At 59.7% G+C, this 16,388-nt stretch carries 16 protein-coding genes; 4 read left to right on the forward strand and 12 right to left on the reverse strand.

The genetic code is table 11. From position 1 onward, the window contains the following. The first annotated feature begins 3 nt into the window (after positions 1-3). Positions 4-912: a LysR family transcriptional regulator gene (locus tag AC19YY_RS18225; RefSeq protein WP_169955496.1), complete on the forward strand. Its 909-nt coding sequence runs from the start codon at positions 4-6 to the stop codon at positions 910-912. Here AC19YY_RS18225 and AC19YY_RS18230 read toward each other — a convergent pair. The 9 genes from AC19YY_RS18230 to AC19YY_RS18270 all read right to left on the reverse strand — a co-directional run bounded on the left by AC19YY_RS18230 (position 909) and on the right by AC19YY_RS18270 (position 8,623). After that, on the reverse strand, positions 909-1,394 hold the full coding sequence (locus AC19YY_RS18230; protein WP_500604622.1) for a DoxX family protein: 486 nt from the start codon (positions 1,392-1,394) through the stop codon (positions 909-911). The genes AC19YY_RS18225 and AC19YY_RS18230 overlap by 4 nt on opposite strands. Beyond that, positions 1,391-2,158 (reverse strand): HvfC/BufC family peptide modification chaperone, encoded by a 768-nt coding sequence (locus tag AC19YY_RS18235; protein WP_500604623.1) that lies wholly within the window; start codon positions 2,156-2,158, stop codon positions 1,391-1,393. The genes AC19YY_RS18230 and AC19YY_RS18235 overlap by 4 nt, the downstream gene beginning before the upstream one ends. Further along, entirely contained in the window at positions 2,155-3,036 is an 882-nt protein-coding gene (bufB, locus tag AC19YY_RS18240) for an MNIO family bufferin maturase (RefSeq protein ID WP_500604624.1), read from the reverse strand. The genes AC19YY_RS18235 and bufB overlap by 4 nt, the downstream gene beginning before the upstream one ends. A 26-nt stretch (positions 3,037-3,062) precedes the next feature. Beyond that, positions 3,063-3,371, reverse strand: a complete 309-nt coding sequence (locus AC19YY_RS18245) for a BufA1 family periplasmic bufferin-type metallophore (RefSeq protein ID WP_500604625.1) — start codon at positions 3,369-3,371, stop codon at positions 3,063-3,065. A 256-nt stretch (positions 3,372-3,627) separates the two neighbouring features. Next, entirely contained in the window at positions 3,628-4,329 is a 702-nt protein-coding gene (locus AC19YY_RS18250) for an ABC transporter ATP-binding protein (protein WP_029297115.1), read from the reverse strand. Continuing rightward, complete coding sequence (gene livG / locus AC19YY_RS18255; RefSeq protein WP_169955501.1) at positions 4,330-5,097, reverse strand: high-affinity branched-chain amino acid ABC transporter ATP-binding protein LivG; 768 nt, start codon at positions 5,095-5,097, stop codon at positions 4,330-4,332. It abuts the gene before it with no gap. Next, positions 5,094-6,347: a high-affinity branched-chain amino acid ABC transporter permease LivM gene (locus AC19YY_RS18260; protein ID WP_029297111.1), complete on the reverse strand. Its 1,254-nt coding sequence runs from the start codon at positions 6,345-6,347 to the stop codon at positions 5,094-5,096. Before AC19YY_RS18260 ends, livG begins: the two co-directional genes overlap by 4 nt. Then, on the reverse strand, positions 6,344-7,267 hold the full coding sequence (gene livH / locus AC19YY_RS18265; RefSeq protein WP_169955502.1) for a high-affinity branched-chain amino acid ABC transporter permease LivH: 924 nt from the start codon (positions 7,265-7,267) through the stop codon (positions 6,344-6,346). The genes AC19YY_RS18260 and livH overlap by 4 nt, the downstream gene beginning before the upstream one ends. Positions 7,268-7,495: 228 nt before the next feature. Further along, positions 7,496-8,623 carry a branched-chain amino acid ABC transporter substrate-binding protein gene (locus AC19YY_RS18270; RefSeq protein WP_169955503.1) on the reverse strand — a complete coding sequence of 376 codons (1,128 nt, stop codon included), beginning with the start codon at positions 8,621-8,623 and terminating at the stop codon, positions 7,496-7,498. Between the two features lie 183 nt (positions 8,624-8,806). On the opposite strand from AC19YY_RS18270, the gene AC19YY_RS18275 reads away from it, so the two are divergent. Both AC19YY_RS18275 and AC19YY_RS18280 read left to right on the forward strand, forming a co-directional pair. Beyond that, entirely contained in the window at positions 8,807-8,968 is a 162-nt protein-coding gene (locus AC19YY_RS18275) for a hypothetical protein (RefSeq protein ID WP_169955504.1), read from the forward strand. After that, positions 8,965-9,270: a DUF2288 domain-containing protein gene (locus AC19YY_RS18280; RefSeq protein WP_170042903.1), complete on the forward strand. Its 306-nt coding sequence runs from the start codon at positions 8,965-8,967 to the stop codon at positions 9,268-9,270. Before AC19YY_RS18275 ends, AC19YY_RS18280 begins: the two co-directional genes overlap by 4 nt. 304 nt (positions 9,271-9,574) lie before the next feature. Here the strand turns inward: AC19YY_RS18280 and AC19YY_RS18285 are convergent, their stop codons facing one another. The 3 genes from AC19YY_RS18285 to AC19YY_RS18295 form a co-directional block, all read right to left on the reverse strand. Beyond that, positions 9,575-11,755, reverse strand: a complete 2,181-nt coding sequence (locus tag AC19YY_RS18285; protein ID WP_169955506.1) for a hypothetical protein — start codon at positions 11,753-11,755, stop codon at positions 9,575-9,577. A 209-nt stretch (positions 11,756-11,964) separates the two neighbouring features. Continuing rightward, positions 11,965-14,190 carry a putative bifunctional diguanylate cyclase/phosphodiesterase gene (locus AC19YY_RS18290; RefSeq protein WP_500604626.1) on the reverse strand — a complete coding sequence of 742 codons (2,226 nt, stop codon included), beginning with the start codon at positions 14,188-14,190 and terminating at the stop codon, positions 11,965-11,967. Positions 14,191-14,333: 143 nt separating this feature from the next. Continuing rightward, positions 14,334-14,702, reverse strand: a complete 369-nt coding sequence (locus AC19YY_RS18295; RefSeq protein ID WP_169955508.1) for a YkgJ family cysteine cluster protein — start codon at positions 14,700-14,702, stop codon at positions 14,334-14,336. Positions 14,703-14,949: 247 nt separating this feature from the next. Here AC19YY_RS18295 and AC19YY_RS18300 point away from each other — a divergent pair, with 247 nt between their 5' ends. Then, a complete protein-coding gene (locus AC19YY_RS18300) occupies positions 14,950-16,296 on the forward strand; it encodes an MFS transporter (protein WP_115127555.1) in 1,347 nt (448 codons plus the stop codon). Positions 16,297-16,388: the final 92 nt, after the last annotated feature.

Consider the following 16,388-nt stretch of genomic DNA (forward strand, 5'->3'; position numbering starts at 1 on the left):
TCCATGAGCGAGATGGATGATCTGGCGGCGTTTGCGGTATTGATCGAGGCCGGCAGCTTTACCCTGGCCGCCCAGCAACTGGGATGCAGCAAGGGCCAGTTGTCCAAGCGCATCAGCCAGTTGGAGGCGCAATACTCGGTGGTGTTGCTGCACCGCACCACCCGCCGCCTCAGCCTGACGGCGGCGGGTGCGGCATTGTTGCCCCAGGCCCAGGGGCTGGTGGTCCAGGTCGAGCGTGCCCGACAGGCATTGGCGCGGCTCAAGGATGATTTGGCCGGGCCCGTGCGTATGACGGTTCCGGTGTCCTTGGGCGAAACGTTTTTTGACGGCCTGCTGTTGGATTTTTCCAGGCAGTATCCACAAGTCCAGATCGAGTTGGACCTCAACAACAGCTATCGCGACCTGGCCAGGGATGGGTTTGACCTGGCAGTGCGCTCAGAGGTTGCCAATGATGAGCGCCTGGTCGCCAAGCCTCTGCTGGCCTGGCATGAAATGACCTGCGCCAGCCCGGCCTATCTGGAGCAAAATGGTGAACCGCTGGTGCCGGCTGACCTGGTTGGCCACCGTTGCTTGCTCAACAGCCACTACAGCGGTCGCGAGGAGTGGCTGTATCACCAGCAACACGAATTGTTGCGAGTGCGGGTGGATGGCACCTTTGCTTCCAACCACTACAACCTGCTGAAAAAAGCCGCGCTGGTTGGCGCGGGTGTCGCGCGGCTGCCGTCCTACCTGTTGCAGATGGAATTGGCTGACGGCCGACTACGCTGGATCCTGCGCGATTATCAGACCCGCAGTATGCCGATGTACCTGGTCCACCCCTATCAGGGCGGGCTGCCACGCCGTACCCAAGTGCTGGCCGATTACCTGGTGGGCTGGTTCAAGCGCAACGGCGAGGCGTTGGACCGGCTTTAACGCCAGCGCCGTGCGATCCAGTGATCAATGGACACGCGTCCTGGCCCCTTGGCCATCAGCACCAGTAGCAACGCGATCCAAGTGCCGTGGGTCGGGTAGGCATCCGGGTAGACAAACAGCTGGATCACCAGGGTCATGCCCAGTAACGCCAGGGCTGAAAGACGCGTGGCAAGCCCCAGCAGAATCAGGACCGGAAAAAAGTGCTCGGCGCACGTGGCCATGTACGCGGCTGCTTCAGCTGGCACAAACGGTATCCGATATTCACTTTGAAACAACGGCACAGTGGAGCTTGCCAGGTGTGGCATACCCAGTTCGAAGGTGCCATCGACCAGGTCGATGGCCAAGCCCTCGACCTTGGTCTGGCCGGACTTCCAGAACACCGCCGCAATGGAAAAACGTGCGACAAGGGCGATCAGGCTGTAGGGGATTTTTTCAAAGGCCTGAATGACGCGGGACATCAGGCTCGGGGAGGCAGTGTTCATGGTTGTACCTTGATATGGGTGATGGCGCGGTGGCTGATCAGCAGTCCCAGGCATTGGTGCAGGTCAAATTCAGTGGCTGCGTCGAGGGCGTACGCCATCGCCATTTCCAGGGGCCATTGGTTGTTCAGGCTGTTGATAAACGCCACGCAGCCGCTGTCGATGCAAAACACCTCGACCTCCAGGCCATTGCGCAGGATCAGTGCGCATTGCCCGTGCCACGGGTCGAGTCTGGCGACGGTGTCGCTGGTTTGATGCGCGGCCCATAACGCCACCACGGCGTAGTTCGATTGCAGGGTGGTAACGGATGGATGCAATTGCAGGCGCACGTTGCCCAGGCTAGGCAACTGTTGCAGCTGGTTTATGACGGCCTGCGAGTCGGCGAAGGGTGCGTCGGCGGCGTGATAGGCGTTGATCCGCAAGCGCTCCAGCCGCGCGACGTCAGCCAGGTACGGGACACTGGCGGCAGGGGCGAAGCCCTGGATAAAGTCGGCCAAGTCACTGCCGTACTCGTTGAGCCGCGGGCTGGTGGGCGGATACGCCTGGACATACATCCCGGCCATGGCCCGGAAAAATCGATCGCCCACCAGTTGCAGGGTCACGGGATAACTGTCGGCCATGGCGTTGATCAACGAGCTGTGGACGTTGTTGCGATACACCGCAAAACGACTGGCAGGATCGGCGCCATTGCTGCTGAACAAACCATCCGGGCATGGTTGGTACAGCGCCAGCAGCGCCTGGGCAAACTGGCTTTGCAGGTTGTTCATGGGTGCACCGCCGCAGTCAGTAGATGCTGGTCGGCTTGCCGGGCTTCGGCGTGCAACACACTGAAGGCTGGCACATCGTTGTCGCGCTCAATCAGCGTCGCAACCGGTCCGATGCGTTGTAAGGCTTGCTGATACAACTGCCACACCGCGTTGTCGATGGGGGCGCCATGATCGTCAATCAGCAGGCGATCACCCAGGCTGTCGGTGTCTTCGGCAAAGCCGGCCAGATGAATCTCACCCACGGTGTGCAAAGGCAAAGCATCGAGGTAGGCCAACGGATCCTGCTGATGATTGACGCAGGACACATACACATTGTTTACGTCCAGCAGCAAGCCGCAGCCGGTGCGCCGGATGACTTCGCTGATGAAGTCTGTTTCGTCCAGGGTGGAGCACTGGAACTGCAGGTAGGTCGACGGGTTCTCCAGCAACATGCGCCGCTTGAGCACGGTTTGTACCTGGTCAATGTGTGCGCACACGCGTTTAAGGGCGGCGTCGTCATAGGCCAGGGGCAGCAAGTCGTTGAGATACACCGGGCCGTGGCTTGACCAGGCCAGGTGCTCGGAAAAGGATTGGGGTTGATAGCGCGCCACCAGTGCTGCCAGGTGTGCAAGGTGCTCCTGGCTCAGCGGGCCTTCGCCGCCAATGGACAGGCCGACGCCGTGCAGCGACAGCGGGTACTGCTCGCGGATCAATCCCAGGTAATGATGAAAAGGCCCACCGGCCACCATGTAGTTTTCGGCGTGGACTTCAAAAAAACCAATGTCGGGCCGGGTGGCGAGCACTTCCTGGAAGTGCTCGCTCTTGAGCCCCAGCCCGGCCCGCCGGGGCAGGCCGGGGGCCTGAGCCCCGGAGATGTCAGGCAAGGATGAAAGAATCATCGTCGATACTCAGGCGTGGGGATGGTTCAGGACTTGGCTTTGAAGGCTTCCAGTTGGCCAAAGCCGGTCGACGAGGTTTTGCTTTCCATCTTCACGCAGGTGCCCTCGGGAACCAGCTTCCAGGCGTTGGCCTGGTAGTCGGTTTTCGAAGTGCCTGCACAGGTGGTGCCGGCGCCTGCAGCGCAGTCGTTCTTGCCTTTGAGGGCGACGCCGAAGCATTTTTCCATCTTGGCCTCGTCGGCATGGGCGACAGTGGTCAGGGCGCTCAGGCTCAAGGCAGAACCCAGGGCCAGGACGAGGGTGGCGACGGGCAGCGAGCGGGTGGTAGCGGTCATGGTGTTTCTCCAGCAGTGAGGTGGTAAGGAAGCGTTTGTGCTTGCTTACCCCACTAGAGAAGGGGGGGCGGGGATCGTTACAGGTAGATCGAAGAAAACTTTAAAACACCGCGAAATCTACGATTCACACAAAGCAAATGTGGGAGCGGGCTTGCTCGCGATAGAGGCGTGTCAGCCAATACATCCAGCACTGACACACCGCCATCGCGGGCAAGCCCGCTCCCACATGTTGGTCCGGTTCATCCAGCAACCGTTTTTAGCCGCCCAGGTACGCCTCGCGCACTTTCGGATCGGTCAGCAGTTGTTCGCCGCTGCCCTGCATCACCACCCGGCCGTTTTCCAGCACATAGGCGCGGTCGGCAATTTTCAACGCCTGGTTGGCGTTCTGCTCCACCAAGAACACCGTCACACCGTCCTTGCGCAGCTGCTCGATGATATCGAAGATCTGCTGGATGATGATCGGCGCCAGGCCCAGGGAAGGCTCGTCCAGCAACAGCAGCTTGGGCTTGCTCATCAGCGCACGACCGATGGCAAGCATTTGCTGTTCGCCACCGGACATGGTGCCGCCGCGCTGGCTGAAGCGCTCCTTGAGCCGAGGGAACAGGTGCAGCACCTTGTCCATCTGCTCCTGGTAGTCGCCCTTGTCGGTGAAGAACCCGCCCATGGCCAGGTTCTCTTCCACGGTCAGGCGGGCAAACACCCGACGGCCTTCCGGGACCACGGCAATGCTCTTGCGCATGATCGCCGCCGAGTGCTGGCCCACCAGTTCCTCACCCATGTAGCGGATGCTGCCGCTGTGAGCCTGGGGCGAACCGCACAGGGTCATCAGCAGGGTGGACTTGCCGGCACCGTTGGCGCCGATCAGGGTGACGATTTCGCCCTGGCGCACTTCCACGTTGACGTCGTGCAGGGCCTGGATCTTGCCGTAGAAAGTGGAAACGTTTTCGAATTGCAGCATTTACGCTTCCCCCAAATAGGCTTTGATCACTTGCGGGTTGTCGCGGATCTGCTCCGGCGTCCCGTTGGCCAATGGCGTGCCCTGGTTGATCACGACGATATGGTCGGAAATGCTCATGACCAGTTTCATATCGTGTTCGATCAGCAGCACGGTGGCGTTGTTTTCTTCACGCAGCACACCGATCAACGCCTTGAGGTCTTCGGTTTCCTTGGGGTTGAGGCCCGCAGCCGGTTCGTCGAGCATCAGGATCCGCGGGCGGGTCATCATGCAGCGGGCGATTTCCAGGCGACGTTGCTGACCATAGGCCAGGGTGCCGGCCGGGCGGTTGGCAAACTCGGTCAGGTTGACCTTGTCCAGCCAGTACGCGGCGTATTCCATGGCCTCGCGCTCGCTCTTGCGAAACGCCGGGGTCTTGAACAGGCCCGCGAAGAAATTGGTGTTCAGGTGCCGGTGCTGGGCGATCAGCAGGTTTTCCACGGCGGTCATGTCCTTGAACAACCGCACGTTCTGGAAGGTCCGCACCACGCCCTTGCGGGCAATCTGGTGACCGGCCAGGCCCTGGATCGGCTGGCCGTCCAGCAGGATGCTGCCACCGGCCGGCTTGTAGAAACCGGTCAGGCAGTTGAACACCGTTGTCTTGCCGGCGCCGTTGGGGCCGATCAACGCGACCACTTGTTTCTCTTTGACGGTCAGGGCGACGCCATTGACCGCCAGCAAGCCGCCGAAGCGCATGCTCAGGTTTTCGACTTTCAGGATCTCGCGGCTCATTTGCGCAGCTCCATATGTGGACGTTGCATGGGCAGCAGGCCTTGAGGGCGCCAGATCATCATCAGCACCATCATGGCGCCGAACATCAACATGCGGTACTCGCTGAATTCACGCATCAGTTCCGGCAGCAGGATCATCACGATGGCCGCGAGGATCACGCCCAACTGCGAGCCCATGCCACCCAATACCACGATGGCGAGGATGATTGCCGACTCGATGAAGGTGAACGACTCCGGTGTCACCAGGCCTTGGCGAGCGGCAAAGAAGCTGCCGGCGAAACCGGCGAACGCGGCACCCAGGGTGAAGGCGGAGAGCTTGATGATGGTCGGGTTCAGGCCCAGCGCACGGCAGGCGATTTCGTCTTCACGCAGCGCTTCCCAGGCACGCCCGATCGGCATGCGCAGCAGGCGGTTGATCACGAACAGCGCGGCCAGGGCCAGCAACAGGGCGACCAGGTACAGGAACACCACTTTGCTCACCGGGTTGTAGGCAATCCCGAAGTACTCGTGGAAGGTCTGCATGCCCTCGGCAGCGGAGCGATCAAACGACAAGCCGAAGAACGTTGGCTTGGGAATGCTGCTGATGCCGTTGGGGCCGCCGGTGATATCAGTGAGGTTACGCAGGAACAGACGGATGATCTCACCAAAACCCAGGGTCACGATGGCCAGGTAGTCACCGCGCAAGCGCAACACCGGGAAGCCCAGCAGGAAGCCGAACGTCGCCGCTGCCATGCCGGCCAATGGCAGGCAGATCCAGAAGCTCCAGCCCAGGTAATGCGAGAGCAGCGCGTAGGTGTAGGCACCCACCGCGTAGAAACCCACATAACCCAGGTCGAGCAGGCCGGCCAGGCCCACCACGATGTTCAGGCCCAGGCCCAGCAGCACGTAGATCAGGATCAGGGTGGCGATATCCACCGCACCACGGGAGCCGAAGAATGGCCAGATCAACGCGGCCACGATCAGGCCGATGATGATGTAGCGCTGGGTGCGCGGCAGGGTCAGGAATTGGCTGACCTTGGGCGAGACCAGCGGGCCACGATTGGACTTGAGCAGCGCCCCGACCTGCTGGGTGAACAGCACCCGCAGGAACATCAGCACCGAGCACAGGGCAATGATGGTCAGCGTCACCGGCCCGGTGCCGTGTACTTCAAGGTTGATCCCGACAATGCTCAACTTGAGCCCGAGTACCGGAAAGGCCACGGCCCATACCAGCAAGGCGCTGAAAAACGCCGATTTAAGATATCTGCTCATACTTTCTCAACCTCCGGACGGCCCAGGATGCCGGTCGGCCGGAATAACAGCACCAGAACCAATAGACCGAAGGCCACCACGTCCTTGTACTGGTCGCCGAAGATATCGGCACCAAACGCTTCGGCCACACCCAGCACCAGCCCGCCGAGCATCGCGCCCGGAATACTGCCGATGCCGCCGAGGACCGCCGCAGTGAAGGCTTTGAGCCCCACCAGGAAGCCGGCGTTGGGGTTGATCACGCCATACTGCATGCTCAGCAACACGGCAGCGACGGCGGCCAGTGCGGCGCCGATGACGAAGGTCAGGGCAATGATGTTGTTGGTGTTGATGCCCAGCAGGTTGGCCATCTTGATGTCTTCGGCACAGGCCCGGCAGGCGCGCCCCAGACGGGAGCGGGAGATGAACAGGGTCAGGCCCAGCATGGCCACCAGGGTGACGACGAAGACCAGGATCTGCATGTAGGAAATCAGCACTTCTTGTGCGCCACCTGGACCGAAGGAAAAGCTCCCCGGGATCAGGTTGGGAATGGACTTGTCCTTGGAGTCCTGGGACAGCAATACGGTGTTCTGCAGGAAAATCGACATGCCGATGGCGGAAATCAACGGGATCAGGCGGTTGCTGCCACGCAGGGGGCGGTATGCAACGCGTTCGATACTGTAGCCGTAGGCACTGGTTACGACGATTGACGCAAGGAACGCGGCAGTCATCAACAGCGGCAGGGAGTGGATACCCATCATGGCCAGCCCGGCAATGGCGATGAACGCCACGTAGGAGCCAATCATGTACACCTCGCCGTGGGCGAAGTTGATCATTCCAATGATGCCGTAAACCATTGTGTAGCCAATGGCTATCAAGGCATAGGTGCTGCCAATGGTCAGGCCATTAACGAGCTGTTGGAAAAAATGATAGATCTCAGGCATTACAGCGCTCCTAAAAACCCGATACGCATTTCACTGGTGGAGTCATCTTCCAGCCTGGTGCTGTGTTCTGTGAGCACATTTGCACAAAGCATTTGCCAGCGAACCGCTGGTGACGGTTTTAAGATTTTCAGGTGAGCCAGCGCCCGGATCGCGGGTGCGTGGCCCATAAACCTCGTAAAACAAAACCCACTGCTTGCACAGTGGGCTTGTTGTCCAGTAACGCCTGGCTTACTGAGGGGATACTTCGGTTTTTGGTTGGCCGAAGTGCCATTCGTAGACCACGAACTTGAAGTCTTTCAGGTCGCCGTTCTTATCGAAGCTCAGGTCGCCGGTCGGGGTCTTGAAGGTACCCGCGTGGATGGCCTCGGCCACTTTGGTGGTGTCTTCGCTTTTTGCAGCAGCGATGCCGCCAGCGATGATTTCAACCGCCGAGTAGGCCGGGAACACGAACGGACCGCTTGGGTCTTTGCCGTCAGCCTTGAGTGCGTCGACGATGGCCTTGTTCGCAGGGTCGGCGTCGAAGGATTTCGGCAGGGTGACCAGCAGGCCTTCGGAGGCTTTCTGGGCGATTTGCGAGATGGAGTCGTTGCCCACGCCTTCCGGGCCCATGAACTTGGCTTTCAGGCCTTTTTCCTGGGCCTGGCGCAGGATCAAGCCCAGTTCTGGGTGGTAGCCGCCGTAGTAGACGAAGTCGACGTTGGCTTGCTTGAGCTTCTGGATAATCGAGGAGAAGTCCTTGTCGCCGGCGTTCAGGCCTTCGAACACGGCAACCTTGATGCCTTTGCCTTCGAGGGTCTGCTTGACCGCAGTGGCGATGCCTTCACCGTATTGTTGCTTGTCGTGCAGGACTGCGACGGCCTTTGGCTTGACGTGGTCGGCGATGTAGTTGCCGGCCGCAGGGCCCTGGGCGCTGTCCAGGCCGATGGTACGGAAGATCAGCTTGTAGCCACGGGCGGTGATTTCCGGGCTGGTAGCCGCCGGGGTGATCATGATCACGCCTTCGTCTTCGTAGATGTCGGTTGCAGGTTGAGTGGAGCTGGAGCAGAGGTGGCCGACCACGAACTTGACGCCGTCGTTGACCACTTTGTTGGCTACGGCAACGGCTTGTTTAGGGTCGCAAGCGTCGTCGTATTCCTTGGCTTCGAGCATTTTGCCGTCGACACCGCCCTTGGCGTTGATGTCCTTGATGGCTTGCTTGGCACCCATGAATTGCATATCGCCGTATTGGGTCACAGGGCCGGTTTTAGGGCCGGCAATACCGATCTTGATGGTGTCAGCTGCGAACGAATGGCCGGCAACCCCAGCCAGGACCATAGCGGCAAACAGTTTGGAAATCTGCTTAGTAGCCTTATTCATAGTGCTCCACTCTTACTGTTGTATTTTTTATAGTTCTAGCGGCCTTGTGGGCTACAGAACCGGATCAGATATCTCGGATATCCCCCCGGCAGCGGCCTGGCAACTGTACCGGTACAGTGTAGAGCGCCGGTTGATCGCTTGAAAAGCTAGCTGCTGGGGGCAAACCCCGGGTATGTCGCTTAAATGAAAGAAAAAGACAGAATTGCGGCGGGTGAATGCCAGAGTCTCGGGCAATCCTTGGCGTTCCTGACACTTTCAATCGGTGCCTCAATTGCAACTGGGTTTTTCTGGGGAAGCCTCGACGGTATGATTGCGCCGATTTTTTCCTCAGGTGAGTTCCCATGACGCAAGAACCTAGCACCCTCTATGCCAAGCTGCTCGGCGAAACCGCGGAAATTTCCTGGAAGGAGCTTGAACCGTTCTTCGCCAAGGGTGCCCTATTGTGGGTCGACGCCGGTCTGGATTTGATCGAAGCGGCCGAGGGGATGGCCGAGGACAGTCGGGACAAAGTGGCTGCCTGGCTGGCCTCGGGGAGCCTTGGCGAAGTGTCTGCGACGCGGGCATTGGACCTGGTGGAGCGTAATCCGAGCCTGTGGGCGGTAGTGGTTTCGCCGTGGATTCTGATCCAGGAAAGGGCGTCCAACTAAACGCAGGCACCGAAATGGTGCGAGTTTCGCGCCTTTAAAAGTGTGTAGCGGAGTAACCGCTTTGCCCATGATGGCAACTGGCCGTGAAGAAAGGTCACAAGGGAGGGTGACGTAAACGTCATGGGAACAGTTTTGCGGGCCGCGAATGGCCGGGGGAATTGTTTCTTGGTGTGGCAAGGTTATGGATATTGTCGCCTGGCAGACCGCTTTCGCGAGCAAGCCCGCTCCCACAGTCGACCGCATTCCAAGGGTAGACCTCGGTCAACTGTGGGAGCGGGCTTGCTCGCGAAGGCCGCGCCGCGGTCTAGGCGGTCTTGCCCGTATGGTTATTCAAGGAAATAACCTTGGTCTTGCCAATCCGGTGACGATAAATCTCACGCAGGTACTTGATCGCCTTCTTCACGCAATCGCGCGACAGACGTATGTCGTTGATCGAGACAAACTTCTCCTTGTCGTTGATCAGCTCGCGGTACTTCTTCTCATACATCGGCTTGATCGCGTACCAGTTGGTATCGAGGATTTTCGCCGGGTTCTCGAATTCGTTGAGCAACTCGTCGATACGGTCCTCGTCGAAGTCTTCGTGGATGATGAAATCCAGGATCGAATTGTCCAGCGTCTCGTCGAAACGGTACGGGTTGCGGGCAAAGCAGCGTTTGATAAAGGCCACGATCAACGTCAGGAAATCATCCGACAGGCACGGGCTCTTGGCGATCAGGGTGGTCAGTGACAGGTTGGCCGAAGCGCCGATCACCAGGGCGTAGCGCTTGAGCGTGGTGTTGGGGAACAGGCTGTTGAGGTGGGTCTTGAGCCGGTTCAGGTCCATATAGGACAGCTTGTAGTCCTTGGGCAGGGAGACGATAGACACCACCGACGAGCAGTTCTTGAAGAAGTGCAGGTCATGCAGGGCCGCCGCGTCATAGCCGGAATTCTTGTATTGCTCCAGGGACGCCTTGTAGCGCTTGGATTCGATCGGCAACAGGCTGATGCCTTCAATGGCCTGGGTGACCTTATTGAAGTGAGGCAGGTCGATGGAGCGGAAGAACAGGTCATCGATGTTCAGGCGCTGGGGTTCTTTTTCAAACACCTTGAACTTGTCGTTGCTCGGCGCCGGGGTTTCCGGCACGACCGACTCGGCATAGGCAATTGCCACCGGCCCGGCCAGGCTCATGAACAGGTCGTTGGCGTCCAGGCGAATGGTTTCACCGATATCGATGCCGGCACGGCGGAAATAGTTCTGGTCGTAGTCGGTCGTCACCGCCTGGGCCGTCAGAATGTTGAAGATCTGCTGTGAGATGTACTGGTTGGCGTGTTTTTCCATGGCATTGACGTCAATGTTCTGGATGTTGCCGTCGTCGCTTTCTTCGGCGTAACGCATGATGTCGTTGGAGATCAGCATCATCGCGTTCCACGGGCGGATACGGCCTTTGACGCTGGCCTCGCTGCTGTCTTCATTGTCGAAGTTGTACGAGAAGTCCCATTCCTCTGACAGGTACTTGCACAGCAGCCGACCGGCGTTGATATGCAGCGCCTCGGACATTTCGCTGCGGTGATCGGAGATGTTCGGCAGCACACAGATGCCGCTGGTGAAGATCGGCTCGAACACGAAGGCATGGCCGCTCTTGCTGTCGTGCTCGTCGGCGGGCTTGGTGTCGAAGGTCTTGTTCATGTACGAGTGTTGCTGGGCCAGGCCAAACTCCGAGGCCATGCCCGAGCCGGTGCCACCGCCGGCGCTGAAAATCGAGAAATACAGGCGCGACTGGTTGGCCTTGATCCCGCAGGAGTCGATCAGGTACGAGTGGATCATCTTCCAGTCGGGGCTGGAAAACCGCTGGGTATCCTTATTGAGGATGATCTTGGCCAGGTACTGGCCCAGGATCGGGGCGTTACCGGCGCCGCCGGCATGCACTTCCGACAGGTCCATGATCTTCATCTTGCTGTAGTCGCGCAAAAAGCCGCTTTTCTCGCCCTTGCGCGAGAAGCGGATGCGCCCGGCAATGTCCTTATCCAGGTCGCCGAGCATCACCAATGGTTCTACCAGGAATACGGGCTTGCTGGCCTTGCTGGCGCCCAGGCGCAGGTTGTTGCGGATCCATTGGGCTGGGCTGTAGCCCTTTTCAACGTAGGATTTGTCTTCGGTGCTGAACTCGTTCAGGTAGAACTTGCGGGCGTTGTACACCAACTCCGCCACATCCAGGGCGATGTTGGAACCGCAGCGCCCTAGGCCGATCAGGCAGACCGAGGGAAACTCCTGCTCGCTGCGCAACTCGCTGTCACCCTCAAGGTGCGGCGGGCGCGGGAAGACCATGTCGCGCAGGCCGTCGAGGTTGTCGAGGATGCGGTCGGTGTTGGTCTCGGTGAAGTACAGGTATTGCTGGGTGCCCAGCGCACGTTGACTGTGCAATGACTTTGAGCCTGAGGGTTTTTCCGCAGGAGCTGTGAGCAACACGTCGGATACCGCAGTAACAGGGTTATTTTTAGAAGTCATTGTGCGCCATGTGCCTGGACGGATGGCTGGAAAGCATTAAAGAGCCATCACCGAGTGAGAGTTCGCGACTTTTACAGTGCGTTTTAGGCCTCGGCGATCAGTCTTAACCCTATTGTTTCTAGGGAAAAGCGACGCCGGACTCTCATGAATCGGCCGTTCGTCGGCGTTCTTTAATCAAAATGATGGCGATATGCCAAGGCTGCTGCGCTTCAGCGGATGGGACGTACAACCGAAGAGGCGTCCTTGCCGCCCGCCAGGCTTAGCGGTGTGAGCGGGTTGTGCTGGTCAAGCGCGGTAATCACAGCGCTGACTTCACTGGCCGGCACCGCTGCGCTGAGCAGGTAACCCTGCACGTAATCGCAGCCATGCTTGACCAGCAGCTCCAGTTGCTGCGGGGTTTCCACGCCTTCGGTGATCACCTGCAAATGCAGGGTGTGGGCCATGCCGATGATCGCCTGGACAATCTCCATATCGGTGGTGGACTTGGGGATGTCCTGGATAAAGGAACGATCGATCTTCAGTGTATTGAGGGGCAGGCGCTTGAGGTAGGAGAGCGAGGAATAGCCGGTGCCGAAGTCATCGATGGACAGCGCGACACCCAGCGCGCGGATTTGCCGCAGCAGGACCAGGGTGCTGCTGATGTTGCCCATCAAGGCATTTTCCGTGACTTCCAGCTCCAGGCGGCTGGCGGCGATGCCACTGCTGCGCAAGGCGTATTCGATCTCATCGGCCAACTCGTCACGGGCCAGGTTCAGGGCCGAACAGTTGACGGCCATGGTCAGGTCCGGGTGGCCCTGGTCCGTCAGCCAGCCCAGGTCGGCACAGGCCTGGCGCAGTACCCAGTTGTCCAGCTCGGCGATCAGGCCGTTGTTTTCGGCAATGCCGATAAACCGGTCTGGCGCCAGCAAGCCATGCAGGGGATGTTGCCAGCGCACCAGGGCTTCGAGCCGGGTGACCTTGCCTTTGCGCAGGTCCAGGATGGGTTGGTAGTGCAGGACCAGTTCTTTTTGGCTGCGTAACGCGTTTCGCAGCTCCTCTTCCAACTGCAGTTCAAGAGAGGCCCGGGTTTTGAGGTTGGAACTGAAGAAGTTGAGGCTGTTGCGCCCGCCATCCTTGGACTGGTACAGCGCCAGGTCGGCAGTTTTCAGCAGTTCCTCGCTGGTGGTCCCGTCCTCGGGAAATACACTGATGCCGATGCTGGTGGTCATCACCATGCGTCGACCGGCCAGTTCGATGGGCTCTTTCATTTTTTGCATGATGCGCTGGGCCATGTGCCGCGCTTCATCGCGATGATGGATGTTGATCAGGATGCAGAACTCATCGCCGCCGAACCGCGCCACCACATCATTGTGGCTGCGCACCGAACTCTTGATATGGCCAGCCAGCACCGTCAGCAGTTCGTCGCCGGCGTCGTGGCCCAGGCTGTCGTTGATCCGCTTGAAGTGGTCGATGTCGAGGAAGATCACCGCCAGCATGCCTCCGGCCTGGGTTTTCTGCGCGAGTTTTTCAGCGAAGATCTGGTTGAAGCCCCGGCGATTGAGCAGGCTGGTCAAGGCGTCGTAATGGGCCACTTGCTGCAGGGACGCCCGCGCCTGGTCCAGCTCGCTCAGCAAGGCATTGACTCGCCGCAGGTCGCGCTCCTTGTGCTGCAGTTTCTTGTCGGCGAGGGCCGCGCTGATGCTGCTGCCGATCACCAGCAACGTAATGACAGCCACCGACAGCCCCAGCTGCATGGGGTTGTTATCGATCGGCAACGACGGCGCGGCCCCGGTGGGCACCAGCAATTGCATGGCGGCCATGCCGGTGAAGTGCATGCTGATAATGCCGGCGCCCAGCACCAGGCTGGCACCGTACTTGAGCAATTGGTGGAACATCCCGCTGCCATTGCGCAGGTAGCGGGACAGCAGCAAGGCCGCGAGGCTGGCGCCAATGGCGATTGCTATCGATACCCCGAACAGCCCGCTGGAGAAATACACCTGGGCCTCGGAGCGCATGGCGGACATGCCCACGTAATGCATCAGGGCGATGCCCAGGCCCATCCAGATGGACGCCACCAGGTACTGATGAAAGCGCAGTTGTGCATGACTGAGGGTTTGCATGGCGAACATCGCCGCGATCATGGCGATCAGCAACGAAGCAAAGGTCATGAACAGTTCGTAATGGATGGCGATGGGCGCCTGGAACGCCAGCATGCTGATGAAGTGCGTCGACCAGATCCCGCCAGCCAGGCAACCGGCGCCGATCCAGCGCCAGCGGCGTTTTGCCGTCAGGTTGTCGACGTGGCCGACCCGTTCGGCCATGTCCAGGGTGCCGAAGCCCGCTGCGCAGGCAACCAGGTACGCCAGTAGCACCAGGAAGGGGTTATGGGTGCAATCGATTAATAAATGCCCGCTCTCGGGAAGGGGGGTAAAAAAATGCAGACCCAGCCATTCCATAGCATGTCCCGTTACAGAGTCATCTCGTGTCACGGCGCGCGGCGATGACCTATGGAATCGAGTATAGAAGGCTCAACGGAATCGCAAGCCGTAATGGCATTTTGATTTCTTCGATTTTGGCATGCTGGCCATAGCCAATGGTGCTAAGCGCTGATGGGCAGCTCAAACTCGTAAGGCGGCTGTTCCAGTGGCGCCAGGCCAAATGCCGCGCGTGCGGCGTCGCAATCGACGTTGACTTCACCCTGGCTCCACGACGCCTCGAACTCCCGGCACACGCTGGAACGCTGCTCATAGATTGAACAGCGGGTGCCGCTGCCTACTTCGCCCTCCAGGCTGCAACAGCGTGCCGGTTTCTGGTCGGTGCCGATCATCGCCACCCGGCTGGGGTTGATCTGTACCACCCGTTCATCGGGCACGGTGCCGCCTGATGAGGCGCATTCGCCCCAAAAGAAAGACACGCGAAAGTGTGAACAGCAGGCACCGCAATTCAGACACGGACTGGCATCGGACATGGCACGTCATCAATAAGAGGTAAGGGGGGAACTGCGGAAGGCTCGCTATTCTATTCCTGCCAAGGCGCTTGGGAAGGGGGTCGGGTGCTTATTTTTTTGCCGGGCAAAACCCCGCTGTCCTGGATGAAATTACGCCCTATCAGCTTTACGAATCATTACAGACAACCGCGCCGTGCCTGACTAGATTGCAGGTTCCGGGCAGGATGCGTCGGCATCGAGCCTCTATAACAATAAAAGAGACGGACCCATGCAGAACTCGACCCAAGCGGCGAATGCCTGGCGCATTCTGTTCCTGCTGTTCCTGGCCAACCTGTTCAACTTCTTTGATCGCACGATCCCGGCGATCATCATCGAGCCGATCCGCATGGAATGGCACCTCAGTGACTTCCAGCTCGGCATCATCGGCACCGCGTTCACCATCGTCTACGCCATTGCCGGCTTGCCCCTGGGGCGCCTGGCCGATACCGGTTCGCGCAGCAAGCTGATGGGCTGGGGCCTGGCGAGTTGGAGCGCGTTGACGGCAGTCAACGGCATGGTCGGCAGCTTCTGGACCTTCCTGCTGGTGCGCATGGGCATCGGCATTGGCGAAGCCAGTTATGCGCCGGCCGCCAACTCGCTGATCGGCGACCTGTTCCCGGCCCACCGTCGCGCCCGGGCCATGGGGATTTTCATGCTGGGCCTGCCCCTGGGGCTGTTGCTGGCGTTCTTCACCATCGGCGCGATGGTCAAGGCGTTCGACAGCTGGCGAGCGCCGTTCTTTATTGCGGCCATCCCGGGGCTGATCCTCGCGGTGTTCATGTTTTACATCAAGGAACCCAAGCGCGGTGCGGCCGAAACCGTGCAGGTTTCCCAGGAGAAAGTCGACCGGCCGATCCGCCGCGTGTTGGCGGTACCCACCTTCCTGTGGCTGGTGCTGGCGGGGCTGTGTTTCAACTTTGCGACCTATGCCTGCAACTCGTTCCTGGTGCCGATGCTGCAACGCTACTTTTTGATGCCACTGCAAGAAGCGGCCGTGGCGACCGGGGTGATTGTCGGCGTGACGGGCCTGTTCGGCCTGACCCTGGGCGGCCTGGTGGCGGACAAGATTCACCAGCGCATTGCCAACGGTCGGCTGCTGTTTGCCGCCTTCAGCCTGATTATCTCCACGGTATGCACGGCCTGGGCCCTGCATGCGGGGCGTATCGAGATTGGGGTGTTTGTCGCGGTGTTCAGTGTGGGCTGGCTGTTCGCCTATAACTTCTACACCTGTGTGTACACGGCGATCCAGGACGTGGTGGAGCCACGCCTGCGGGCGACGGCCATGGCGCTGTTCTTCGCCGGCCTGTATCTGCTGGGCGGTGGCATGGGGCCGGTGGTGGTGGGCGCACTGTCTGATCACTTTGCCCATGCGGCGATGTACGCAGCGGGTGCCGAGCAAATGACCGAGGCGTTCAAGGCCGTGGGCCTGCATGACGCTATGTACCTGATCCCGGTAGCGTTGTTCCTGACCATGCTGTTTCTGTTCCAGGCTTCACGGTGTTTTGTGCGCGATGCCAAGCGGATGAAGGATGGGTTGGGGAGGGTTGAGGTGCCGGCAGCGGCGGCTACAGCTTGAAACCGAGGTGATGCCATCGCAGGCAAGCCAGCTCCCACAGTTAACCGAGTTGTCAGTTAGCGCACCGATCACTGTGAGAGCTGGCTTGCCTG

It is taken from the genome of Pseudomonas sp. MF09156 (assembly GCF_059862305.1).